Origin of the sequence: Streptomyces sp. NBC_00212 (assembly GCF_045206365.1) — a bacterium.
Lineage (GTDB): Bacteria > Actinomycetota > Actinomycetes > Streptomycetales > Streptomycetaceae > Streptomyces.
In genome coordinates, this window is the sequence record NZ_CP108115.1 from 2,424,626 (window position 1) to 2,449,278 (window position 24,653).

Annotated in this window: 13 protein-coding genes, 1 tRNA gene and 3 rRNA genes; 2 read left to right on the forward strand and 15 right to left on the reverse strand. The window is 67.2% G+C overall.

Features of this window, described 5'->3' with window-relative positions:
- Positions 1-31: 31 nt before the first annotated feature.
- Positions 32-796 carry an SDR family NAD(P)-dependent oxidoreductase gene (locus tag OHA17_RS10950; protein ID WP_406506225.1) on the forward strand — a complete coding sequence of 255 codons (765 nt, stop codon included), beginning with the start codon at positions 32-34 and terminating at the stop codon, positions 794-796.
- Here the strand turns inward: OHA17_RS10950 and OHA17_RS10955 are convergent.
- The 10 genes from OHA17_RS10955 to OHA17_RS11000 all read right to left on the reverse strand — a co-directional run bounded on the left by OHA17_RS10955 (position 759) and on the right by OHA17_RS11000 (position 15,424).
- Positions 759-974 (reverse strand): hypothetical protein, encoded by a 216-nt coding sequence (locus OHA17_RS10955; RefSeq protein WP_107090549.1) that lies wholly within the window; start codon positions 972-974, stop codon positions 759-761. The two genes, OHA17_RS10950 and OHA17_RS10955, sit on opposite strands and share 38 nt — an antisense overlap.
- A 167-nt stretch (positions 975-1,141) precedes the next feature.
- Positions 1,142-1,612: a Dps family protein gene (locus OHA17_RS10960; protein ID WP_406506227.1), complete on the reverse strand. Its 471-nt coding sequence runs from the start codon at positions 1,610-1,612 to the stop codon at positions 1,142-1,144.
- A 200-nt stretch (positions 1,613-1,812) separates the two neighbouring features.
- Positions 1,813-2,202, reverse strand: a complete 390-nt coding sequence (locus OHA17_RS10965; RefSeq protein ID WP_053726410.1) for a helix-turn-helix domain-containing protein — start codon at positions 2,200-2,202, stop codon at positions 1,813-1,815.
- 109 nt (positions 2,203-2,311) lie between these two features.
- Entirely contained in the window at positions 2,312-2,821 is a 510-nt protein-coding gene (locus tag OHA17_RS10970; RefSeq protein WP_398879797.1) for a CinA family protein, read from the reverse strand.
- The gene (pgsA, locus tag OHA17_RS10975; protein WP_406506229.1) at positions 2,818-3,486 is read right to left on the reverse strand and encodes a CDP-diacylglycerol--glycerol-3-phosphate 3-phosphatidyltransferase; all 669 of its coding nucleotides are present in this window, start codon (positions 3,484-3,486) and stop codon (positions 2,818-2,820) included. Before pgsA ends, OHA17_RS10970 begins: the two co-directional genes overlap by 4 nt.
- Positions 3,483-4,952 carry a 30S ribosomal protein S12 methylthiotransferase RimO gene (gene rimO, locus OHA17_RS10980; RefSeq protein WP_406506231.1) on the reverse strand — a complete coding sequence of 490 codons (1,470 nt, stop codon included), beginning with the start codon at positions 4,950-4,952 and terminating at the stop codon, positions 3,483-3,485. Before rimO ends, pgsA begins: the two co-directional genes overlap by 4 nt.
- 61 nt (positions 4,953-5,013) lie before the next feature.
- A complete protein-coding gene (locus OHA17_RS10985; protein WP_406506233.1) occupies positions 5,014-5,844 on the reverse strand; it encodes a helix-turn-helix domain-containing protein in 831 nt (276 codons plus the stop codon).
- A gap of 289 nt (positions 5,845-6,133) precedes the next feature.
- Complete coding sequence (locus tag OHA17_RS10990; RefSeq protein ID WP_406506234.1) at positions 6,134-8,887, reverse strand: DNA translocase FtsK; 2,754 nt, start codon at positions 8,885-8,887, stop codon at positions 6,134-6,136.
- A gap of 122 nt (positions 8,888-9,009) precedes the next feature.
- The gene (locus tag OHA17_RS10995) at positions 9,010-9,684 is read right to left on the reverse strand and encodes a two-component system response regulator (RefSeq protein WP_398879790.1); all 675 of its coding nucleotides are present in this window, start codon (positions 9,682-9,684) and stop codon (positions 9,010-9,012) included.
- A gap of 244 nt (positions 9,685-9,928) precedes the next feature.
- Entirely contained in the window at positions 9,929-15,424 is a 5,496-nt protein-coding gene (locus OHA17_RS11000; RefSeq protein WP_406506237.1) for a HAMP domain-containing protein, read from the reverse strand.
- Between the two features lie 305 nt (positions 15,425-15,729).
- Here OHA17_RS11000 and OHA17_RS11005 point away from each other — a divergent pair, with 305 nt between their 5' ends.
- On the forward strand, positions 15,730-18,432 hold the full coding sequence (locus tag OHA17_RS11005; protein ID WP_398879786.1) for a SpoIIE family protein phosphatase: 2,703 nt from the start codon (positions 15,730-15,732) through the stop codon (positions 18,430-18,432).
- Between the two features lie 56 nt (positions 18,433-18,488).
- On the opposite strand, the gene OHA17_RS11010 is transcribed toward OHA17_RS11005, so the two are convergent.
- The 5 genes from OHA17_RS11010 to OHA17_RS11030 form a co-directional block, all read right to left on the reverse strand.
- A tRNA-Thr gene (locus OHA17_RS11010) sits at positions 18,489-18,561 on the reverse strand.
- Between the two features lie 89 nt (positions 18,562-18,650).
- A complete protein-coding gene (locus OHA17_RS11015; RefSeq protein ID WP_406506239.1) occupies positions 18,651-19,328 on the reverse strand; it encodes a DegT/DnrJ/EryC1/StrS family aminotransferase in 678 nt (225 codons plus the stop codon).
- 98 nt (positions 19,329-19,426) lie between these two features.
- Positions 19,427-19,543: ribosomal RNA gene (gene rrf, locus OHA17_RS11020) — 5S ribosomal RNA — on the reverse strand.
- An 86-nt stretch (positions 19,544-19,629) separates the two neighbouring features.
- Positions 19,630-22,754, reverse strand: a 23S ribosomal RNA gene (locus OHA17_RS11025).
- Between the two features lie 303 nt (positions 22,755-23,057).
- Positions 23,058-24,583: ribosomal RNA gene (locus OHA17_RS11030) — 16S ribosomal RNA — on the reverse strand.
- The 16S, 23S and 5S rRNA genes sit together here, the layout of an rRNA operon.
- Between the last annotated feature and the right edge of the window lie 70 nt (positions 24,584-24,653).

The following is a 24,653-nucleotide window of genomic DNA, read 5'->3' on the forward strand; positions in this document are numbered from 1 at the left end:
GACTCGTCAGATCCAGTCGTACCGTCCCGGCATGCCCCTCACGGCGTACGACCTCAGCGACCGTACGGCTTTCGTCACCGGCGCAGCCAGTGGGATCGGCCGCGCCAGTGCCCTGCTCCTCGCGGAGGCGGGTGCCACGGTGCACTGCGCGGACCGCGACGAGGCGGGCCTGGCGGAGACCCTGGCACTGATCACCAAGGCGGGCGGCACCGCCCATGCCCACCCGCTCGACGTCTCGGACCGCGCGCAGGTCAAGGCGGCCCTGGAAGCCGCCGGACCGGTCCACATCGTGGCGGCGATCGCGGGCATCATGCACACCAGCTCGGTCCTGGACACCGAGGACGCGGACCTCGACCGGGTGTTGTCCGTCAACTTCCGGGGCGTGCTCCACGCCTGCCAGGAGGCGGCCCGCACGATGATCGCCCACGGCATCCGGGGCTCCATCGTCACCATGGCCTCGGGCGCTGTGGACTCCTCGCGGCCGGGCCTGTTCTGCTACAGCGTCTCGAAGGTCGCGGTCGTCCAGCTCACCCGGACGCTCGCCTGCGAACTGGGCCCGCACGGGATCCGCGTGAACGCCATCGCCCCCGGCTGGGTCCGCACCCCCATGACCGACCAGCACGCCGCCGAGCAGCAGGAGCAGATCGAGTCGACGATGCTGCGGCTCTCCCCGCTCGCGCGGCTCGGCGAACCCGAGGACATCGCGCACGCCGTACTGCATCTCGCCGCGGACGCCTCGTCGTTCACGACGGGCCAGATCATCCGTCCGAACGGCGGCGTCTCGATGCCCTGGTAGAGCCGGACCGCGCACGCGGCTCGGATGCCACGTGGACCGGCAGCAGGCTCAGCCCCCAGCCGCCCGCGACCATCGCCCCCTCGACGAATCCCGTCTGGCCGGGCACCAGCACCACGCGCAGCACGGCCCACCACCACAGCGCCGCAACGACCAGCGCGGGCACCCAACGCACCGCCACCGCCATGGGCCGCCTCCTCGGGCCGACGCTAGACCGCCGGGAAACCCGCCGGGAGGGCGCACCGGGGGCAGGCCCGGAGCGCTCCAGGTCGCCCGCGCTTCACCGCGTACGACCCGGCCCGTGCACGGTGTATCCGTGCGCGGCGGCGTGTGGTCGCGTACAGCGGTTCAGACGGTTTCCGCCTGGAACATCCACGCATGCTTTTCGAGGTCGGCCGTGAGCCCGATGAGGATGTCCTGGCTGATCGGGTCCGGGTCGGCGGTCGCCTCGATGCGCTCGCGCATCCGGCCGATCACCACGCCGAGCGCGGCGACCAGGACCTTCACAGCCTCGGCGTCCTTGATCCAGCCGTCCGGCACGGTGTCGATCGCACTCGACTTCGCCACCGTGGCGGAGCGCCCGTCCGGGCTGACGCCGACGGCGGAGGCCCGCTCAGCCACCGTGTCCGAGTGCAGCCGCGCGGTGTCGACGACCTCGTCGAGCTGGAGGTGTACGGACCGGAACCGCGGGCCGACGACGTTCCAGTGCACCTGCTTGGACACCAGCGAGAGGTCCACGAGATCCACCAGCGCACCCTGCAGAGCGTCACCGACCACCTTGAGGTCGGCGTCGGACAGCGGGCTCTTGATGTAGGACATGCATTCCCTCCACTCCGGACGGAACGCCCGCGGAAGCAGAACGAGGGGAACTCCCGTACGGACCATGCGGACGTTTGCGCGATCTCCTACCACCCTGCCACAGAAGCCCTAAAACGGGCGCGGCGGAAAAGGGCTGAGCCCCGGTTGGCCACCAAGTGGCCAACCGGGGCTCAGTACAAGCCTGGGCGCGAGCCTGAAGATCAGGCCGCGACGACGTCCACCGCTTCCGCGGGCGCCTTGATCGTCACCCGCTCCGTCGGCACACCAGTCACCGACGTCACGGAGATCGAATTGAGCATCGGACGTACCGGCGCACGCACCGGCACCGGGTCACTCGCTGCCGCAGAGGCAGCGAGCTCGGCGAGTGCCAGCTCGTCGCTGACTTCCCGCATGAGCTCGGACATCCGTACGTCAAGCGCGTCGCAGATCGCGGAGAGCAGCTCGGAGGATGCCTCCTTCTGCCCCCGCTCCACCTCGGAGAGATAGCCGAGTGAGACTCGGGCGGACGAGGAGACTTCGCGCAGAGTACGGCCCTGGCGCTGGCGCTGCCGACGCAGCACGTCACCCAGCAGGCGACGGAGCAGAATCATCGGTGGCTCCCTCCTCGGACCGCGTAGCCGCATCCTTCACGCCCCACCGTACCGCCTCGCGCCGCGGCCGTGCGGGGAGCGATGTCGTGTTCACTCAGGGCTGCAAACATCAAATCCCCCCGTTCTGTTCCGTATCCTGTGCCCGCCCATCCTTGCGGAGTTCACTGGAGAGCAGTTCGAGCACGCTGCGTACACTCTCCATACGAATTTCCGCCCGGTCGCCGTTCAACCGCAATGCGACGGTTTTCTTGGCTCCCGCCGGACCAACGGCCGAAACGTATACCGTCCCGACCGGTTGGCCGTCCTGTGGTTCGGGTCCCGCGACGCCCGTGGTCGCGATCCCCCAGCTCGACCCGAGCACCTCGCGCACCCCCGCCGCCATCTGCAGCGCGACATCGGGATCGACCGCCCCGCGCTCGGCCAGAAGGGTCCCGTCCACACCCAGGACGTCCCGCTTCAGGTCGGTCGCGTACGCCGTCACCGAACCGCGGAAAACACGCGAGGCGCCGGGCACCGAGGTCAGCTCGGCGGCCACCAGGCCGCCCGTCAGCGACTCCGCCACCGCGAGCGTCTGGTCACGCTCCGTGAGCAGGCGCAGAACCCTGGCCGCCTCGCTCACAACGCGGATCCCCCGGCGGCGCGCTGCGCGGCAATTCCCTTGCGCCTCAGCACAATCGCCTGGCGCACGTAGTCGAGCCCCGTGACGACCGTGAGCACCACCGCGACGGCCATCACCCAGAAGCGCAGGGTGGCCAGCGGGCCCGTCAGCGCCAGGACGTACATGCCGGTCGCGGTGCCCTGGGCCAGGGTCTTGAGCTTGCCGCCGCGACTGGCCGGAATCACTCCGTGCCGGATGACCCAGAAACGCATGAGCGTGATCCCGAGTTCCCGGAACAGGATGACTCCGGTGACCCACCACGGCAGATCGCCGAGCAGCGACAGGCAGATCAGCGCGGCGCCCATGATCGCCTTGTCGGCGATCGGGTCGGCGATCTTCCCGAAGTCGGTGACCAGGTTGTACGTGCGCGCCAGGTGTCCGTCGAAGATGTCGGTGATCATGGCGACGGCGAAGGCCGCCCAGGCCCAGGCCCGCATCGCCGGGTCGTACCCGCCGTCCGCGAGCAGCAGCATGACGAAGCCCGGCACGAGCACGAGCCGGATCATCGTGAGGATGTTGGCGATGTTCCAGAGGCTGGCCTGGTTGACGGCCGCAGCGCCCAGCTTGCCGCCGGGCGCCGGCGTCCGGCCGGTTCCGCCCGCCGCCGATGCCGGGACTCCGGTCATCTGCCCGCCTCCTCAACCCCGTCAAGCAGCTCGACCACGAGGTCGACACCTTCGGTTCCGACCACCTTGGCCTCGACGATACGGCCGGGCGCAAGACCGGCGCTCTCAGTAAAGATCACCTGGCCGTCGGTCTCGGGCGCCTGGTGCTCGGCCCGGCCGACCGCACCGTCCTCCTCGTCGACGGTCTCGACCAGGACGCGCACGGTGTCGCCGATGCGCTCCTCGGCGCGCTGCGCGGTGAGCTCCTCGGCGAGCCTCGACAGGTGCGCGAGCCGCTCGGCGATGGTGTCCGCGTCCAACTTGCCCTCGTAGCCGACCGCTTCGGTGCCCTCCTCGTCGGAGTAGCCGAAGACGCCGATGGCATCAAGGCGGGCGGCCGTGAGGAAGCGTTCCAGCTCCTTGAAGTCCTCCTCGGTCTCACCGGGGAAGCCGACGATGAAGTTGGACCGCACACCGGCCGTCGGCGCCTTGGCGCGGATCGTGTCGAGCAGTTCGAGGAACCGCTCGGTGTCGCCGAAGCGCCGCATCGCGCGCAGCACGCCGGGCGCCGAGTGCTGGAAGGAGAGGTCGAAGTACGGCACGACGTTCTCGGTCGACGTCAGTACGTCGATGAGGCCCGGCCGCATCTCGGCCGGCTGGAGGTAGCTGACCCGTACCCGCTCGATGCCGTCGACCGCGGCGAGCTCCGGGAGCAGCGTTTCGAGCAGCCGGATGTCGCCGAGGTCCTTGCCGTACGAGGTGTTGTTCTCGGAGACCAGCATGACCTCCTTGACGCCCTGCTCGGCCAGCCAGCGGGTCTCGCCGAGCACGTCGCTGGGGCGGCGCGAGATGAACGAGCCGCGGAAGGACGGGATGGCGCAGAACGAGCAGCGCCGGTCGCAGCCGGAGGCCAGCTTCACGGAGGCGACCGGGCTGGTGTCGAGCCGGCGGCGCAGCGGGGCGCGCGGCCCGGAGGCGGGCGCGAGACCGTCGGGGAGGTCCTCGGGGGCGCTGTCCTGGGCGTGCCCGGGCAGCGCCACGTCGGGGGCGTCCTGGCGCTCGGCCGGGCTGATCGGCAGCAGCTTGCGCCGGTCGCGCGGGGTGTGCGAGGCGTGGATGCCGCCGTTGAGGATGGTCTGGAGGCGGTCGGAGATGTCGGCGTAGTCGTCGAAGCCGAGCACTCCGTCGGCTTCGGGCAGCGCCTCAGCGAGGTCCTTGCCGTACCGCTCGGCCATGCAGCCGACCGCGACGACGGCCTGGGTCTTGCCGTGATCCTTGAGATCGTTGGCTTCGAGGAGGGCGTCGACGGAGTCCTTCTTGGCGGCTTCGACGAATCCGCAGGTGTTGACGACGGCGACGTCCGCGTCCGATGCGTCCTCGACGAGCTCCCAGCCGTCCGCTGCCAAGCGGCCTGCGAGCTCCTCCGAGTCCACCTCGTTACGGGCGCAGCCAAGAGTGACAAGGGCGACGGTGCGGCGTTCGGGCATGGACTCAAGACTACTTTGTCCTGGCCCACGCCCCCGCCGCGAGGGTCGTGGGCCCGGGGCGTCAGCCGGCCTGGGGGTCGCCCTTGGTGTAGCTCAGGCGCTCGACCTGGCCGTCCTCGAACTTGCTGTCGATCTTCTTGCCGTTGACGTAGAGCTCGATCGCCCCGGCGTTGCCCAGGATCAGGTCGACCTGCTGGCCGTCCTGGAACGTCTGGGCCTCGCCCTTCTGGAGCAGGCCGTCGAAGAGCATCTTGCCGTTGTGGTCCTTGGCCGAGATCCAGCTCTTGTCGTTGATCGCGGTGACCTTGACGGTGACCTTGTCGGCCGGGACCGCGGCGATGGCGCTGTCGGACGGCGTCGGCTTGGGGGCCGGGGGTTTGGCGGGGGCGGGGCTGGCCGACGACGTGGGCAGCTTCTGCTGGGCGGGGCCCTCGGCGACGGAGGTGCCGCCCTTGCTCTTGTCGCCGCCGCTGAACATCGTGAATCCGACGAAGCCGACGACCACGACGATCGCGGCGACCATGGCGGCGGTCCAGTTGGGCCGGCGCGGATCGGGCCGGATCCGCTCCGCCTCGAACAGGGGGGCCGCGGGGGTGGGCGCGGGACGGCCGCCGTGAGCGGCGTCGTACCGCGCGACCAGCGGGTCGGGGTCGAGGTGGACGGCCTGGGCGAACGTACGGATGTGTCCGCGCGCGTACACGTCACCGCCGCAGCGCGAGAAGTCGTCCTGCTCGATCGCGTGCACGATGGGGATGCGCACCCGCGTGGTGGAACTGACCTCGTCGACCGTCAGTCCGGCGGCGATTCGGGCCTGCTGAAGTGCGCGGCCGATCGATGGCCCGTCGTCTTCGATCGGAGGCCGGTCGTCTTCGGGAGAGTTGCCGATGGACACGGGGGCGCCTTTCGAGCGTGAGCCACCTGCTGGGTGTTCAGTCTAGGGGGGGTACGAAAGAGTGGGGCAACCGGGAGAGCGGAGTTTGTACGCCATCGGTATGGCCGCGCCCCTGACGGCGGAACACTGACCACACTTGCTTTCACGTCCCCCTCAACTTGACGTACGGCCAAGGGAAACGGTTGCTCGGGGATCCCGTACGAGTGCTGTTTGGGCCGGTCGGCTGTCAGCCGACAGATTCTGCCCGCTGATAGCCCACCTATCTACCCCAATTCACCCCCCGCCAAACTCAGGGAGCCTCTCCTCGGATCACCGCCAGCACTCCGTCGAGTTCGTCCGGCTTGACCAGAACGTCCCGCGCCTTGGAGCCCTCGCTGGGGCCGACGATGCTCCGCGACTCCATCAGGTCCATCAGCCGGCCCGCCTTGGCGAAGCCGACGCGCAGTTTGCGCTGGAGCATCGAGGTGGAGCCGAACTGCGTCGACACGACCAGCTCGGCCGCCTGGCAGAGCAGGTCCAGGTCGTCGCCGATCTCCTCGTCGATCTCCTTCTTCTGCTTGGTGCCGACGGTGACGTCGTCCCGGAAGACCGGGGCCATCTGGTCCTTGCAGTGCTGGACGACGGCCGCGATCTCGTCCTCGGTGACGAAGGCGCCCTGGAGCCGGGTCGGCTTGTTCGCGCCCATCGGCAGGAACAGGCCGTCGCCCTTGCCGATCAGCTTCTCGGCGCCCGGCTGGTCGAGGATGACCCGGCTGTCGGCGAGCGAGGAGGTCGCGAACGCGAGCCGCGAGGGCACGTTCGCCTTGATCAGGCCGGTGACGACGTCGACCGAGGGCCGCTGGGTGGCGAGCACCAGGTGGATGCCGGCGGCGCGCGCCAGCTGGGTGATGCGGACGATCGCGTCCTCCACGTCGCGCGGCGCGACCATCATCAGGTCGGCGAGCTCGTCGACGATCACCAGGAGGTACGGATACGGCGTCAGCTCGCGCTCACTGCCCTCGGGCAGCTTCACCTTGCCGTTGCGGATCGCCTCGTTGAAGTCGTCGATGTGGCGGAAACCGAACGCGGCGAGGTCGTCGTAGCGCAGGTCCATCTCGCGCACGACCCACTGGAGCGCCTCGGCGGCCCGCTTCGGGTTGGTGATGATCGGCGTGATGAGGTGCGGAATGCCCTCGTACGCCGTCAGCTCCACGCGCTTGGGGTCGACGAGCACCATGCGCACGTCCTCGGGCGTGGCCCGCACCATCACGGAGGTGATGAGGCAGTTGATGCAGGAGGACTTTCCGGAACCGGTGGCTCCGGCGACCAGGACGTGCGGCATCTTCGCGAGGTTGGCCATGACGTAGCCGCCCTCGACGTCCTTGCCGAGCGCCACCAGCATCGGATGGTCGTCCTCGGCCGCGTCCGCGAGGCGCAGCACGTCGCCGAGGTTGACCATCTCGCGGTCGGTGTTGGGAATCTCGATGCCGACCGCCGATTTCCCCGGGATCGGCGAGATGATCCGCACGTCGGGGCTGGCGACGGCGTACGCGATGTTCTTGGCGAGGGCGGTGATCCGCTCGACCTTCACGGCCGGCCCGAGCTCGACCTCGTACCGGGTGACCGTCGGGCCGCGCGTGAACCCGGTGACGTTGGCGTCGACCTTGAACTCCATGAAGACGTTCTGCAGCGAGGCGACGACGGCGTCGTTGGCGGCGCTGCGGGTCTTGCCGGGCCCGCCCTTCTCCAGGAGGTCGAGGGTGGGGAGCGCGTAGGTGATGTCGCCGGCGAGCTGGAGCTGCTCGGCGCGCGGGGGCAGCGGCTCGGCGGCCGAGGGCGCGGACTTCGTCAGATCCGGCACGACGGGCAGGGCGCCCGGCGTGGCCTTCGGCGCCGTGGCCTTCGGGGCCGTGGGCTCGGCCGGTGCTTCGGGCTCGGCGGCCCGGGCGATCGGCAGCGGGGTGGCCTGCTCGCGGTCCCGCTCGACGGAGACGCCCTGCGTGAGGTCGGCGACGACGGGCGAGGGGGGCAGGCCGTTCAGTACGGCGCCGTCCAGCGCCGCGGCCGCGGCGGCGGCCACGTCGACCGGGTCGAGGCCGTTCTCGAACGCCGGTTGCACCGAGGCCCGCCGGGGCTTGCGGCGCCGCGAGAGCGCCTCCTCCTCGGCCCGCTCCGGGGCCTGCTCGACGGGGGTGGCGGAGCGGCGGCGGGTGCGCGGCGCGGGCTCGCGCCACTCGTCGTCGTACGGCTCCTCGTCGCCGGCCTCGTCCGGGAGCGGTTCGAGGACGCCGAGCTTGACGCCGAGGAGCCGCAGCCGCTGCGGGATGGCGTTGACCGGCGTCGCGGTGACCACGAGCAGTCCGAAGACCGTGAGCAGCACGAGCATCGGCACGGCGAGCACGTCGCCCAGCGTGAATTCGAGCGGCTTGGACGAGGCCCAGCCGATCAGGCCGCCCGCGTCCTGCATGGCGTCGGTGCCGTCGTTCCGGCCGGGTGAGCCGCACGCGATGTGGACCTGGCCGAGGACGCCGAGGACGAGCGCGGACAGGCCGATGACGATCCGCCCGTTGGCCTCGGGCTTCTCGGGGTAGAGGATGAGCCGGATCGCGATGGCGCCGAGCAGCAGCGGCACGACGACGTCGAGCCGGCCGAACGCGCCGGTCACCAGCATCTGTACGAGGTCGCCGACCGGGCCGCGCAGATTGGACCAGGTGCCGGCGGCGACGATCAGCGCGAGAGCGAGCAGCAGCAGGGCCACGCCGTCCTTGCGGTGGGCCGGGTCGAGTCCCTTGGCGCCGCGGCCTATTCCGCGGAACATCGCGCCCACCCCGTGGGCCGCGCCGAGCCAGACGGCGCGCACGAGCTTGTACACGCCCCCGGTCGGGGAGGGCGCCGCTTTGGGTGCGGGCTTGGGCGCCGCCTTCTTCGCGGCGGTCTTCTTCGCGGGTGCCTTGGGGGCCGCGGCTTTCTTCGCGGGCGCAGCCTTCTTCGCCGGGGTACGGCCGGTGCGCTTCGCGGTGCCCGCCGTGCCCTGGGAACCCTTGCCGGACGTACGTGAGGCCATGGTGCTGAGGTTACCTGGGTCGGCGGCGGTGGACACGTGTGCCTACGGCTTCACCCGTCCGTGTCGTACGCCGCAAGAGATCTGACGCCACGTCAGCCGAACGCGACGTCAGATCCCGGTCGTCAGTTCTGCGAAGGGAGCGTGGGCGCGCCGCCGGTGCCGGGCTCCAGCGCGTCCAACGCCCGCCGCAGACCGGTGAGCTTGCGCTCCAGGTGGGCGGCGGTGGCGACCGCCGCGGCGTCGGCGGATTCGTCGTCGAGCTGCTTGGAGAGCGCCTCGGCCTGCTCCTCAACTGCCGCGAGCCGCGCGGACAGTTCGGCGAGCAGACCCGCCGACTCCTTGGCCGCGCCGCCCTGGGCGCCGCCTTCCAACTGGAGCCGCAGCAGGGCCGCCTGCTCGCGCAGCTGGCAGTTCTTCATGTACAGCTCGACGAAGACCGACACCTTGGCGCGCAGCACCCAGGGGTCGAACGGCTTCGAGATGTAGTCCACGGCGCCCGCCGCGTAACCGCGGAACGTGTGATGGGGGCCGTGGTTGATGGCCGTGAGGAAGATGATCGGGATGTCCCGCGTCCGCTCACGCCTCTTGATGTGCGCGGCGGTTTCGAACCCGTCCATTCCGGGCATTTGGACGTCCAGCAGAATGACCGCGAAATCGTCCGTAAGCAGCGCTTTGAGCGCTTCCTCCCCTGACGATGCCCGCACCAGTGTCTGATCGAGCGCAGAGAGGATGGCCTCCAGCGCCAGCAGATTCTCCGGCCGGTCATCGACCAGGAGGATCTTGGCCTTCTGCACCATGGCCCGTCCTCCTCGCCCCGGCAGTGCACCGGGCGCCGCCCCAGGGGACGACTCCCTTGCGTCGCCCGTCCTTGTGCCGGTCATGGTAGCCGCACCCCGCCTGTCGCCACACCCTGTCACCGCGATGTCACTGTGCACGTAGCAGAAACGCAGTGGGAGACCAGAAGGTTCCCCGAATACCGCCGCCTCACACGCCTTCGGCCACAGTCAGTCAGCAACGCCCGGTCATTCGCACAGCCGACGATCACTTCCCTCGCATCCACTGCTCCATGACGGAGAGCAGATGGTCCGGGTCGACCGGCTTCGTCACATAGTCGGAAGCGCCGGACTCGATGGCCTTCTCGCGGTCCCCCTTCATCGCCTTCGCGGTGAGCGCGACGATCGGCAGCCCGGCGAACTGCGGCATCCGGCGAATCGCTGAGGTCGTCGCATAGCCGTCCATCTCGGGCATCATGATGTCCATCAGGACGACCGCGGTGTCCTCGTGCTGTTCGAGGACCTCGATGCCCTCCCGCCCGTTCTCCGCGTACAGCACCGAAAGCCCGTGCTGCTCAAGGACGCTGGTGAGCGCGAAGACGTTGCGTACGTCGTCGTCGACGATCAGGACCTTCTCGCCGGCGAACTGGAACGTCCGCGCGGCGGCCCGCTCCGGCTCGGCCGCCTCCCAGCTCTCGCCGGTGGCGACGGACTGCCCGGGCCTCGCGGCCTCCTTCTGCCCGTCCGAGCCGAGCGCCTTGCGGCGCCGCCGGAAAAGACCGGCCGTGCCCGGCTGGGAGACTTCCGCCGCGTGCGGCCCCCCGTTGTGCTGTGCGAACTCGGGCCGTGCGGCCTCGATGGCGAGCCCGGCCGCGCCCTCCATGCTGCCGGGGGCGAGCTGCGGATAGCCCTGCGGGGGCAACTCGCTCAGGTGCATCGGGAGATACAGCGTGAAGGTGGAGCCGCGGCCCGGTTCGCTCGCAGCGTGGATCTCGCCGCCGAGCAGCCGCGCGATCTCGCGGCTGATGGAGAGGCCGAGGCCGGTGCCGCCGTACTTGCGGCTGGTCGTGCCGTCCGCCTGCTTGAACGCCTCGAAGATGACCCGCATCTTGCTGGCCGCGATCCCGATGCCGGTGTCGGTGACCGAGAACGCGATCAGGTCGGCGTCGGCGTCGCGCAGCGAGCCCGCCTCCAGGAGCTGCTCCCGGATGGCGTGCGGGACATCGGAGCCGGCCGGGCGGATGACGAGCTCGACGGCCCCGCTGTCGGTGAACTTCACCGCGTTGGACAGCAGGTTACGCAGCACCTGCAACAGCCGCTGCTCATCGGTGTGCAGCGTCGCGGGCAACTCGGGCGAGACCCGTACCGAGAAGTCGAGGCCCTTCTCCGCGGTGAGCGGACGGAAGGTGGCCTCCACGTAGTCGACCAGCTGGACCAGGGCGATCCGGGTCGGCGAGACGTCCATCTTGCCCGCCTCGACCTTGGAGAGGTCGAGGATGTCGTTGATCAGCTGGAGCAGGTCGGAACCGGCCCCGTGGATCGTCTCGGCGAACTCGACCTGCTTCGGCGAGAGGTTGCCCTCCGCGTTGTCGGCGAGCAACTTGGCGAGGATGAGCAGGGAGTTGAGCGGCGTACGCAGCTCGTGCGACATGTTCGCGAGGAACTCGGACTTGTAGCGCATGGAGACGGCGAGCTGTTCGGCGCGCTCCTCCAGGACCTGCCGGGCCTCCTCGATCTCGGTGTTCTTCACCTCGATGTCGCGGTTCTGCTGGGCGAGCAGCTCGGCCTTCTCCTCCAGCTCGGCGTTGGAGGCCTGAAGGGCCCGCTGCCGGTTCTCCAACTCGGCCGACCGCTCGCGCAGTTGCTCGGTGAGCTCCTGCGACTGCTTGAGCAGCACCTCGGTCTTGGAGTTGACCGAGATGGTGTTGACGCTGGTCGCGATCATCTCGGCGATCTGGTTGAGGAAGTCCTTCTGGATGTGCGTGAACGGCTGGAACGAGGCCAGCTCGATCACCCCGAGGACCTTCCCCTCGAAGAGCACCGGCAGCACGATCACATGCGCGGGCGGCGCCTCGCCGAGCCCGGAGGAGATCTTGAGGTAGCCCGGCGGCACGTTCTCCACCAGGATGGTCCGCTTCTCCTCGGCGGCCGTGCCGATCAGCGTCTCGCCGGGCCGGAAGGAGGTCGGCATGGACCCGGCCGAGTACCCGTAACTCCCGCGCATCCGCAGCTCGTACGAGCCGTCGCCCTCCGCGCTGACCTCCGGGGCGCCGCCCGTGGGCATGGCCAGGAAGAACGCGCCGTGCTGCGCGGAGACGACCGGCGTCAGCTCGGTCATGATCAGCGAGGCCACGTCGTCGAGGTCCCGGCGGCCCTGCATCAGGCCGGAGATGCGGGCCAGGTTGCCCTTGAGCCAGTCCTGCTCCTTGTTGGCGACGGTGGTGTCGCGCAGGTTGGCGATCATGGTGTTGATGTTGTCCTGGAGGGCCTGGATCTCGCCCGCCGCGTCCACGTCGATCTTCAGGTTGAGGTCGCCTCGGGTCACCGCGGTCGCGACGGCCGCGATGGCACGGACCTGCCGGGTCAGGTTCCCGGCCATCTCGTTCACCGATTCGGTCAGATCGCGCCAGGTCCCGTCGACGTCGCGCACCCGGGCGTGGCCGCCCAACTGGCCCTCGGTGCCGACCTCGCGGGCGACCCGGGTGACCTCCTGGCCGAACGAGGAGAGCTGGTCGACCATCGTGTTGATGGTGTTCTTCAGCTCCTGGATCTCGCCGCGCGCATCGATGTCGATCTTCTTGGTGAGGTCGCCCTGGGCGATGGCGGTGGTGACGGTGGCGATCTGGCGCACCTGTCCGGTGAGGTTGTCGGCCATGGAGTTCACCGACTCGGTGAGGTCCTTCCACGTCCCCGAGACGCCGGGCACCCGGGCCTGACCGCCCAGGATGCCGTCCGTGCCCACCTCGCGGGCCACCTTGGTGACCTGCTCGGCGAACGAGGAAAGGGTCGTCACCATCGTGTTGACGGTGTCGGCGAGTTCGGCGACCTCGCCGCGCGCCTCGACCGTCACCTTCTTGGTGAGGTCTCCGTTGGCGACCGCCGCCGAGACCCGGGAAATGTTGCGCACCTGGGTCGTCAGGTTCGCGGCCATCAGGTTGACGTTGTCGCTGAGGTCCTTCCAGATGCCGGTGACCCCCCGCACCCGCGCCTGGCCGCCCAGGATGCCCTCGGTGCCCACCTCGCGGGCCACCCGCGTGACCTCGTCGGCGAAGTTGGACAGCTGGTCGACCATGGTGTTGACGGTCGTCACCAGCTCCAGGATCTCGCCCTTGGAGTCGACGGTGATCTTCTTGGAGAGGTCGCCCTCGGCGACCGCCGTCGTCACCTCGGCGATGTTGCGCACCTGTGAAGTCAGGTTGTTGGCCATGAAGTTGACGGACTGGGTGAGGTCCTTCCAGGTGCCGGACACGCCCTGCACCTCGGCCTGGCCGCCCAGGATGCCCTCCGTGCCCACCTCGCGGGCCACCCTGGTGACCTGCTCGGCGAAGTTGGAGAGCTGGTCGACCATCGTGTTGAGCGTGTTCTTCAACTCCAGGATCTCGCCGCGCGCGTCCACGTCGATCTTCTGGGAGAGGTCACCCCGGGCCACCGCCGTGGCGACCTGGGCGATGTTGCGCACCTGGGCCGTGAGGTTGCCGGCCATGCCGTTCACGGAGTCGGTCAGATCGCGCCACACCCCGGCGACGCCGGGCACCTGCGCCTGGCCGCCGAGACGGCCGTCGGTGCCGACCTCGCGGGCGACGCGGGTGACCTGCTCGGCGAACGCGGAGAGCTGGTCGACCATCGTGTTGATGGTGTTCTTCAGCTCCAGCATCTCGCCACGGGCGTCCACGTCGATCTTCTGCGACAGGTCACCCCGGGCCACCGCCGTCGTCACCTGGGCGATCTGACGCACCTGTGAAGTCAGGTTTCCCGCCATGAAGTTGACGGAGTCGGTGAGTTCCTTCCAGGTGCCCGAGACGCCGTCGACGCGCGCCTGGCCACCGAGGCGGCCCTCGGTGCCCACGTCCCGCGCCATGCGCGTGACCTGGTCGGCGAACGACGACAGCTGCGCCACCATCGTGTTGACGGTGTTCTTCAACTCCAGCATCTCGCCCGCGACATCGACGGTGACCTTCTGCGACAGGTCGCCGTTGGCGACCGCCGTCGTCACCTGCGCGATGTCCCGCACCTGCCCAGTGAGGTTGCGGAACGCGGTGTTGACGGAATCCGTCAGGTCCTTCCACGTCCCGGCGGCCCCCGGCACCTCCGCCTGCCCGCCGAGCCGGCCCTCGATGCCGACCTCGCGGGCGACCCGGGTCACCTCGGAACCGAACGACTGGAGCTGGTCCACCATCGTGTTGACGGTGTTCTTCAGCTCCAGCATCTCGCCGGCCACGTCGACGGTGACCTTCTGGGTCATGTCACCACTGGCGACCGCCGTCGTCACCTGCGCGATGTCCCGCACCTGGGTCGTCAGGTTGCGGAACACGGTGTTGACGGAATCCGTGAGGTCCTTCCACGTCCCGGCGGCACCGGGCACCTGCGCCTGTCCACCGAGGAGCCCCTCGGCGCCGACCTCGTTGGCGACGCGGGTGACCTCGTCCGCGAACGTACGCAGCGTCTCGGTCATCTGGTTGATGGTCTCCGCGAGCTGCGCGACCTCGCCGCGCGCGTTGACCGTGACCTTCTGCGACAGGTCGCCGCTCGCCACGGCCGTCGTCACCTGGGCGATGCCGCGCACCTGGGCGGTCAGGTTCGTCGCCATCACGTTGACGGAGTCGGTGAGGTCCTTCCACACCCCGGCCACGCCCGGCACCTGCGCCTGCCCGCCGAGCTCGCCCTCGGTGCCCACCTCGCGCGCGACGCGGGTCACCTCCGAGGAGAAGGAGGACAGCTGGTCGACCATCGTGTTGACGGTGTTCTTCAGCTGGAGCATCTCGCCGGCCACGTGCACGGTGACCTTGCGCGACAGATCGCCCTTGGCGACAGCGGTGGTGACGAGAGCAATGTCACGTACCTGTGCCGTCAATCGGTACGCCATCGTGTTGACGGAATCCGTCAGATCCTTCCAGGAACCGGACATACCGCGCACCTGGGCCTGACCGCCGAGCTTGCCCTCCGTGCCGACCTCAAGGGCGACCCGCGTCACCTCATCGGTGAAGGCGGACAGCTGGTCGACCAGGTTGTTGACGGTCCGCCCGACCTTGAGGAACTCCCCGCGCAACGGCCGCTCCGCGCCGTCACTGCCGTGCGACCGCAGGTCCATCCGCTGTTCCAGATCGCCCTCGGCCACCGCCGAGAGCACCCGACCGACCTCCGAGACCGGCCGCGCGAGATCGTCCACCAGCGCGTTGGAAGCGTCGATCGCAGCCGCCCAGGAGCCCTCGCAAGCGCCGTTCTCAAGCCGCTCGGTCAGCTTTCCCTCGCGCCCGACCATCCTGCGCACCCGGGCGATCTCGCCGGTCAGATGCAGATTGCGGTCCGCGACCTCATTGAAGACGGCCGCGATCTCCGTCATCAGCCCGTCGCCGGACACCGTCAGGCGTTTGCGGAAATTCCCGTCCCGCATCGACGCGAGGGCCGCGAGCAACCGCTGCAGCGCCGCCGTGTCCACCTCGGTCGTACCGTTACTTCCACGCTTGTGACTCCGGGCCTGTTGAGTCCGGGACTGATCGTCTTTCGCGCGCGTGCTTACGCCCCGCGCTGCTGCGCCAGACTCCACCGTGTCCCTCCCGCAAGGGTTGACCGCACTGCCCGGGCTGTCTCCGGAAGCATGCCCAGTGTTTCACCATGGCCGAACCAGGCCATAACAGTTCGGCAGCTTCGCATATCCGTCCCCGCCCACGGAGGGCGGAAACACTGGTGACCGGCATCCGCTCGGACAGCGAAGGTAAGTAACCTGGCTTCCGGCTGTCCAACCGCCCCGGTCCGCCCGGCATGGGGGCGGTTCGTACCCTTCTGCTCGGTAAAGCTTGGGGGAGGGCGGCACAAAGGACGACCACGGGACACCGGAGGGGGCGGGCCGACATGGGACTGTTGATTCCCGGAGAGCACGTTCCGGAGCCCCGGCAAGGAAATCCGGGCGACCAGACGCGTACGAGGAGTTCTGTGATCACCGCGCGGGCGGCAGCCAGCTTCGACCCTGTCGGGCGGTCGGTCGCGACCGCCCGCGCCTTCGTCCGGGACACCCTCCAGGGGTGGGGCTATGCGGACGTCGTGGACGACGCCGTGGTCCTGACCAGCGAGCTCGTCACCAACGCGGTGGTCCACGCCGGCACCAAGGCGGACGTCCTGTGCCTGCGCTCCGACGACGGCGTACGCGTCGAAGTGGCCGACCGCTACCCCGAACGTGAGGTTCCGCTGCTCGGCTCCCCCGCCGACATCGCCGGACCCGACCGCGAGAACGGCCGTGGCCTGCTGCTCTGCGCCGCCCTCGCCTCCCGCTGGGGCGTCGAGTACACGCCAACCAGAAAAAATGTCTGGTTCCAACTCGACCTCCCCAACCGCCCCGTGGGCACCCGCTCCGCCGGCCCGGCCCTGCCGACCGCGCTGCTCCCCGTCACCGACGGCAGAGTCCGCGTCGCGGTCGTCCAGATCGACCGCGCCGGTGCCGTCCGCGCCTGGAACGAGGACGCCGAGGAGCTCTTCGGATACCCCGCCGAGCAGGTCACCGGCAAGGCGCTCACCGACTTCGCGGCCTGGCCGCACACCCCCGGCACCTCCACCGGCATCGTCGAGGCCCTCCAACTCTCGCGCTGGGAAGGCACGTACGGGATAAGAGGAGCCGACGGCCGTGTCGTCCCCGTGTACGCCTCGCACCTGCGGGTCCGCGACACCGAGGGCGAGCCGTCCACGGTCTGCCTGCTCGTACGCGACGACGAGCGGGCGGTCCTGCAGAGCCCCGCACGCCAGCCCGCGACCGACCCGGTCGCCCTGGGCGAGAGCCGCAACGTCGACCCGTTCGAGGTCTTCATCGGCTCCCCCGCCCCCGACGACCTCGACGGCCTGCTCCAGCGCACCGTGGAGCGCGCCCGCGACATGCTGGACGGCGACTCCGCCTTCCTGCTGCTCGCCACGGACGACGAGACCGAGCTGGAGGTGCGGGCCACCACCGGCCTCCCCTCGGCCCGCCAGCGCTTCGCCCGGGTCCCCGTCGAGGCCGGCACCGGACGGTACGGCTCGGCCCGGATGCCCGCCGTCCACGAGGACCTCGCGGCCGTGCCCGGCGCCGTACCGCTGCTCGAAAGCACCGGGATGCGCTCGGTCGTCACCGTCCCGCTCAAGGTCGAGGGCCGCCTCACCGGCTCGCTCGGCGTCGCCGCCGAATCCCCCGGCCGCTACTCCAACGAGGAGGCCCTGCGCCTCCAGTTCGCCGCCGACCGCATCGCGCTCGCCGTCGAATCGGCCCGCCTGGGCGAGCTGGAACGCCTGCGCAGAGGCTCGTTGAGCTTCCTCGTCGAGGCCTCCGACCTGCTCGCCGGCACCCTGGACCGCGACCAGACGCTGGCCCTCATGGCCCAGATGACCGTCCCGACCCTGGCCACCTGGTGCGCCGTCTACACGATCGCCGACCAGGCCTCGGACCCGTACCTCTCGTACGTGCTCCACGAGGACGAGGAGCGCATCGACGGCCTCAAGGCCCTCCTCTCCAAGATCAACCCGCCGGAGCCGGTGCCCACCCCCGGCGCTCGCGTCTGGACCGCCCCCGGCGAAGCCGCCCACCAAGCCGCGCTCCGCGTCTCCATGCGCGACCTCAGCCGCTCCGGCAGCCCCCACACGGGCGGCGGCCTCGGCACCACCCTGTCGACGGCGGCCGCAGTGGGCGGCGAGACCGTCGTACTGCCGCTGGTGGCCCGCAACCGCGTCATCGGCATGCTGACACTCGGCAAACCGTCGGACGACCACTTCCGTCAGGAGATTCTCGAACTCGCCGAGGACCTGTCCCGCCGGGCCGCCCTCGCCCTCGACAACGCCCGTCTGTACTCCGAGCGCATGGCCATCAGCCGCTCCCTCCAGCGCTCCCTGCTGCCGCCCGGCCTGCCGCAGATCCCGGGCGTCGAGGTCGAGGTGATCTACCGCGCGGCCGGCGAGGGCAACGAGGTCGGCGGCGACTTCTACGACCTCTTCCCCATCCGCGACGGCGCGTACGGCTTCGCCATCGGCGACGTCTGCGGTACGGGCCCGGAGGCCGCCGCGGTCACCGGCCTCGCCCGGCACGCCCTGCGTCTGCTCGCCCGCGAGGGCTTCGGCGGCCCGGCGGTCCTGGAGCGCCTGAACGCGGCGATCCTCGACGAGGGCGCCCGCAGCCGCTTCCTTACGCTCCTCTACGGGGAGTTGTGGCCCCAGGAGGACGGCAGCGCCATCCTGAAGATCGTCTGCGCCGGCCACCCGCTCCCGCTGCGCCTGCGCCAGGACGGCTCGGTCGAACCGGCCGCGGACCCGCAGCCCCTGCTCGGCGTGATGGAGGACCTGGAGCTGTACGAGCAGACGATCACCCTCGACCCGGGCGACGTCCTGCTCTGCGTGACCGACGGCATCACCGAGCGCCGCGAGGGCACGCGCATGCTCGGCGACGACGGCCTCACCGACGTGCTCGCCTCGTGCACCGGCCTGACGGCCGGCGCGGTCGCGGCCCGTGTGCTGCGCGCGGTCGAGCGCTTCGCCGCCGAACCGGCCTCCGACGACATGGCGATCCTGTCCATGCGCATCCCGGAGCAGGCCAAGCGATAACCGCCAGAGGGTATGCGAAAGGCCCCGCCCATTGGGCGGGGCCTTTCGGATTACTGAGCCCCCATGCGGAATCGAACCGCAGACCTTCTCCTTACCATGGAGACGCTCTACCGACTGAGCTATAGGGGCCGGTTGGTGTTTCGGGGTTTCCCCCTCACCAACGAGATAAAGCATACCCCGAATCAGACGGTGTTCCGAACCACGGTCGCAGGTTCCGGCTATGCGGGTTGCAGCAGCCCGCCGAGCGCGTTGCAGACGGACACCAACCGCCGCAATTCCGCCTCGGAAAGCCCGTCGAGCGAAGGCAGCGCGAGCGTCTCGTCAACAGCCCGCTCGGTCTCGCCAAGCACCCACCCGTCCCGCCGGAACTCCCTCATCCGATGTACGGGAATGGGCACGGGCACCTCGCACTGAACTCCGCGCCGCCGCAAGAGCCGCGCGAACGCGTCCCGGTCGGGCCGCCCATTGCCGGGCACCCGCACGACGTACCGCTGATAGCGATGCCCCTCGGCGGGTGCGGGCGTCTCCACGCCGACGAGCCGCCGGTCCAAGTACCGGGCCCGCTCCCGCCGTTGAGCCACCTCCCCGTCGAGACCGGCACGGTCCTGTTCCTCAAGGATCAACATCCCACGCCTGGCGGCCAGTTCAGAGAACCGCGCGGATTCGGCCGGATGCCCGAAGCGGTGTACGAGTATGACAGCGGCGGTCCTGGTCGTGACGACCTGGCCGACGGCGTCCGGGGCCAGGCAGTAGGTCAGCGGATCGATGTCGGCGAACACCGGCACCGCCCCGGCGGCGGCGACGGCCCGGGCCAACTCGCCAGTGTCGTAGGCCGGCACGATCACCTCGTCACCGGTCGCGACACCGGCAGACTTGAGCGCTCCTGTCATCCTCATGACAGCGGATCGTCCTCTTGCCACATGAACGCCAGGTGAGCGGGCACAAAAAAACGCTGGCCCCCGAACCGAAGTTCAGGGACCAGCGTTGAAGATTTGTTCGGCGGCGTCCTACTCTCCCACAGGGTCCCCCCTGCAGTACCATCGGCGCTGAAAGGCTTAGCTTCCGGGTTCGGAATGTAACCGGGCGTTTCCCTAACGCTATGACCACCGAAACACTATGAAGTTGAACACCGGAACCGGAAACCGGTTCTGACGGCTGTTCATTGCTTCAGAACAAACACAGTGGACGCGAGCAACTGAGGACAAGCCCTCGGCCTATTAGTACCAGTCAGCTCCACCCGTTACCGGGCTTCCACATCTGGCCTATCAACCCAGTCGTCTACTGGGAGCCTTACCCTCTCAAGGAGGTGGGAACACTCATCTCGAAGCAGGCTTCCCGCTTAGATGCTTTCAGCGGTTATCCTTTCCGAACGTAGCCAACCAGCCATGCCCTTGGCAGGACAACTGGCACACCAGAGGTTCGTCCGTCCCGGTCCTCTCGTACTAGGGACAGCCCTTCTCAATGTTCCTGCGCGCGCAGCGGATAGGGACCGAACTGTCTCACGACGTTCTAAACCCAGCTCGCGTACCGCTTTAATGGGCGAACAGCCCAACCCTTGGGACCGACTCCAGCCCCAGGATGCGACGAGCCGACATCGAGGTGCCAAACCATCCCGTCGATATGGACTCTTGGGGAAGATCAGCCTGTTATCCCCGGGGTACCTTTTATCCGTTGAGCGACGGCGCTTCCACAAGCCACCGCCGGATCACTAGTCCCGACTTTCGTCCCTGCTCGACCCGTCGGTCTCACAGTCAAGCTCCCTTGTGCACTTACACTCAACACCTGATTGCCAACCAGGCTGAGGGAACCTTTGGGCGCCTCCGTTACTCTTTAGGAGGCAACCGCCCCAGTTAAACTACCCATCAGACACTGTCCCTGATCCGGATCACGGACCGAGGTTAGACATCCAGCACGACCAGAGTGGTATTTCAACGACGACTCCACAACCACTGGCGTGGCCGCTTCAAAGTCTCCCACCTATCCTACACAAGCCGAACCGAACACCAATATCAAACTGTAGTAAAGGTCCCGGGGTCTTTCCGTCCTGCTGCGCGAAACGAGCATCTTTACTCGTAGTGCAATTTCACCGGGCCTATGGTTGAGACAGTCGAGAAGTCGTTACGCCATTCGTGCAGGTCGGAACTTACCCGACAAGGAATTTCGCTACCTTAGGATGGTTATAGTTACCACCGCCGTTTACTGGCGCTTAAGTTCTCAGCTTCGCCACACCGAAATGTGACTAACCGGTCCCCTTAACGTTCCAGCACCGGGCAGGCGTCAGTCCGTATACATCGCCTTACGGCTTCGCACGGACCTGTGTTTTTAGTAAACAGTCGCTTCTCGCTGGTCTCTGCGGCCACCCCCAGCTCAGAGTGCAAGACTCATCACCGGACGTGGCCCCCCTTCTCCCGAAGTTACGGGGGCATTTTGCCGAGTTCCTTAACCATAGTTCACCCGAACGCCTCGGTATTCTCTACCTGACCACCTGAGTCGGTTTAGGGTACGGGCCGCCATGAAACTCGCTAGAGGCTTTTCTCGACAGCATAGGATCATCCACTTCACCACAATCGGCTCGGCATCAGGTCTCACCCTTATATGTCATCCGGATTTGCCTAGATGACGGGCTACACCCTTACCCCGGGACAACCACCGCCCGGGCTGGACTACCTTCCTGCGTCACCCCATCGCTTACCTACTACCACCTTGGGCCGGCGGCTCCACCACTTTCCATTCCCCGAAGGGTCCGGAACGGCTTCACGGCCTTAGCATTAATGGGCTCGATACTGGGCGTTTCAAAGCGGGTACCGGAATATCAACCGGTTGTCCATCGACTACGCCTGTCGGCCTCGCCTTAGGTCCCGACTTACCCTGGGCAGATCAGCTTGACCCAGGAACCCTTAGTCAATCGGCGCACACGTTTCTCACGTGTGTATCGCTACTCATGCCTGCATTCTCACTCGTGAACCGTCCACCACTAGCTTCCGCTGCAGCTTCACCCGGCACACGACGCTCCCCTACCCATCCCAGCAGGCGTTGGCCCTATATGCTGGAATGACACGACTTCGGCGGTACGCTTGAGCCCCGCTACATTGTCGGCGCGGAATCACTTGACCAGTGAGCTATTACGCACTCTTTCAAGGGTGGCTGCTTCTAAGCCAACCTCCTGGTTGTCTCTGCGACTCCACATCCTTTCCCACTTAGCGTACGCTTAGGGGCCTTAGTCGATGCTCTGGGCTGTTTCCCTCTCGACCATGGAGCTTATCCCCCACAGTCTCACTGCCGCGCTCTCACTTACCGGCATTCGGAGTTTGGCTAAGGTCAGTAACCCGGTAGGGCCCATCGCCTATCCAGTGCTCTACCTCCGGCAAGAAACACACGACGCTGCACCTAAATGCATTTCGGGGAGAACCAGCTATCACGGAGTTTGATTGGCCTTTCACCCCTAACCACAGGTCATCCCCCAGGTTTTCAACCCTGGTGGGTTCGGTCCTCCACGACCTCTTACAGCCGCTTCAACCTGCCCATGGCTAGATCACTCCGCTTCGGGTCTAGAGCGTGCAACTCAATCGCCCTGTTCGGACTCGCTTTCGCTACGGCTTCCCCACACGGGTTAACCTCGCTACACACCGCTAACTCGCAGGCTCATTCTTCAAAAGGCACGCAGTCACGACTGACAGCACAAGTGCTGCCAGCGACGCTCCCACGGCTTGTAGGCACACGGTTTCAGGTACTATTTCACTCCGCTCCCGCGGTACTTTTCACCATTCCCTCACGGTACTATCCGCTATCGGTCACCAGGGAATATTTAGGCTTAGCGGGTGGTCCCGCCAGATTCACACGGGATTTCTCGGGCCCCGTGCTACTTGGGTGTCTCTCAAACGAGCCGTTGATGTTTCAGCTACGGGGGTCTTACCCTCTACGCCGGACCTTTCGCATGTCCTTCGCCTACACCAACGGTTTCTGACTCGTCCTGTCGCCGGCAGACGACAGAAGAGAGATCCCACAACCCCGCATGCGCAACCCCTGCCGGGTATCACACGCATACGGTTTGGCCTCATCCGGTTTCGCTCGCCACTACTCCCGGAATCACGGTTGTTTTCTCTTCCTGAGGGTACTGAGATGTTTCACTTCCCCTCGTTCCCTCCACATACCCTATGTGTTCAGGTATGGGTGACAGCCCATGACGACTGCCGGGTTTCCCCATTCGGAAACCCCCGGATCAAAGCCTGGTTGACGGCTCCCCGGGGACTATCGTGGCCTCCCACGTCCTTCATCGGTTCCTGGTGCCAAGGCATCCACCGTGCGCCCTTAAAAACTTGGCCACAGATGCTCGCGTCCACTGTGCAGTTCTCAAACAACGACCAGCCACCCATCACCCCACCAACATCGTGGTGAGTTCACTGGGGCCGGCATCAGAAGGACAGACCTCACGGTCCGTACCCTCAGACACCCAACAGCGTGCCCGACCCGATCCTCCCTGGTTCACGTTCCACGCCGAAGCAGTACTGGTGACCCTGAAGCATCGTGCCGAATAGTCAACGTTCCACCCATGAGCTGACCACCGTCGGACGTTTGCCGACGAAATGGCCTCTGACCAGGCGAACCTGGTGAGAAGTGCTCCTTAGAAAGGAGGTGATCCAGCCGCACCTTCCGGTACGGCTACCTTGTTACGACTTCGTCCCAATCGCCAGTCCCACCTTCGACAGCTCCCTCCCACAAGGGGTTGGGCCACCGGCTTCGGGTGTTACCGACTTTCGTGACGTGACGGGCGGTGTGTACAAGGCCCGGGAACGTATTCACCGCAGCAATGCTGATCTGCGATTACTAGCAACTCCGACTTCATGGGGTCGAGTTGCAGACCCCAATCCGAACTGAGACCGGCTTTTTGAGATTCGCTCCGCCTCGCGGCATCGCAGCTCTTTGTACCGGCCATTGTAGCACGTGTGCAGCCCAAGACATAAGGGGCATGATGACTTGACGTCGTCCCCACCTTCCTCCGAGTTGACCCCGGCAGTCTCCTGTGAGTCCCCATCACCCCGAAGGGCATGCTGGCAACACAGAACAAGGGTTGCGCTCGTTGCGGGACTTAACCCAACATCTCACGACACGAGCTGACGACAGCCATGCACCACCTGTATACCGACCACAAGGGGGCGACCATCTCTGGCCGTTTCCGGTATATGTCAAGCCTTGGTAAGGTTCTTCGCGTTGCGTCGAATTAAGCCACATGCTCCGCTGCTTGTGCGGGCCCCCGTCAATTCCTTTGAGTTTTAGCCTTGCGGCCGTACTCCCCAGGCGGGGAACTTAATGCGTTAGCTGCGGCACCGACGACGTGGAATGTCGCCAACACCTAGTTCCCAACGTTTACGGCGTGGACTACCAGGGTATCTAATCCTGTTCGCTCCCCACGCTTTCGCTCCTCAGCGTCAGTAATGGCCCAGAGATCCGCCTTCGCCACCGGTGTTCCTCCTGATATCTGCGCATTTCACCGCTACACCAGGAATTCCGATCTCCCCTACCACACTCTAGCTAGCCCGTATCGAATGCAGACCCGGGGTTAAGCCCCGGGCTTTCACATCCGACGTGACAAGCCGCCTACGAGCTCTTTACGCCCAATAATTCCGGACAACGCTTGCGCCCTACGTATTACCGCGGCTGCTGGCACGTAGTTAGCCGGCGCTTCTTCTGCAGGTACCGTCACTTTCGCTTCTTCCCTGCTGAAAGAGGTTTACAACCCGAAGGCCGTCATCCCTCACGCGGCGTCGCTGCATCAGGCTTTCGCCCATTGTGCAATATTCCCCACTGCTGCCTCCCGTAGGAGTCTGGGCCGTGTCTCAGTCCCAGTGTGGCCGGTCGCCCTCTCAGGCCGGCTACCCGTCGTCGCCTTGGTAGGCCATCACCCCACCAACAAGCTGATAGGCCGCGGGCTCATCCTTCACCGCCGGAGCTTTTAACCCCCCACCATGCGGCAGGAAGTGTTATCCGGTATTAGACCCCGTTTCCAGGGCTTGTCCCAGAGTGAAGGGCAGATTGCCCACGTGTTACTCACCCGTTCGCCACTAATCCACCCCGAAGGGCTTCATCGTTCGACTTGCATGTGTTAAGCACGCCGCCAGCGTTCGTCCTGAGCCAGGATCAAACTCTCCATGAATGTTTACCCGTAATCGGGTGCACACATCACGTAAGAGCGGGACGACCAAGCCGGAATGAGGCCGGTCGTC

Bases quoted from the DNA above. Each gene is read 5' to 3' on its own strand.
- OHA17_RS10990 (WP_406506234.1), bottom strand. From the start codon at position 8,887: ATGGCCTCACGTACGTCCGGCAAGGGTTCCCAGGGCACGGCGGGCACC.
- OHA17_RS10965 (WP_053726410.1), bottom strand. From the start codon at position 2,202: ATGATTCTGCTCCGTCGCCTGCTGGGTGACGTGCTGCGTCGGCAGCGC.
- OHA17_RS10995 (WP_398879790.1), bottom strand. From the start codon at position 9,684: ATGGTGCAGAAGGCCAAGATCCTCCTGGTCGATGACCGGCCGGAGAAT.
- OHA17_RS10960 (WP_406506227.1), bottom strand. From the start codon at position 1,612: ATGTCCTACATCAAGAGCCCGCTGTCCGACGCCGACCTCAAGGTGGTC.
- OHA17_RS10950 (WP_406506225.1), top strand. From the start codon at position 32: ATGCCCCTCACGGCGTACGACCTCAGCGACCGTACGGCTTTCGTCACC.
- OHA17_RS11005 (WP_398879786.1), top strand. From the start codon at position 15,730: ATGGGACTGTTGATTCCCGGAGAGCACGTTCCGGAGCCCCGGCAAGGA.
- OHA17_RS11015 (WP_406506239.1), bottom strand. From the start codon at position 19,328: ATGAGGATGACAGGAGCGCTCAAGTCTGCCGGTGTCGCGACCGGTGAC.
- rimO (WP_406506231.1), bottom strand. From the start codon at position 4,952: ATGCCCGAACGCCGCACCGTCGCCCTTGTCACTCTTGGCTGCGCCCGT.
- pgsA (WP_406506229.1), bottom strand. From the start codon at position 3,486: ATGACCGGAGTCCCGGCATCGGCGGCGGGCGGAACCGGCCGGACGCCG.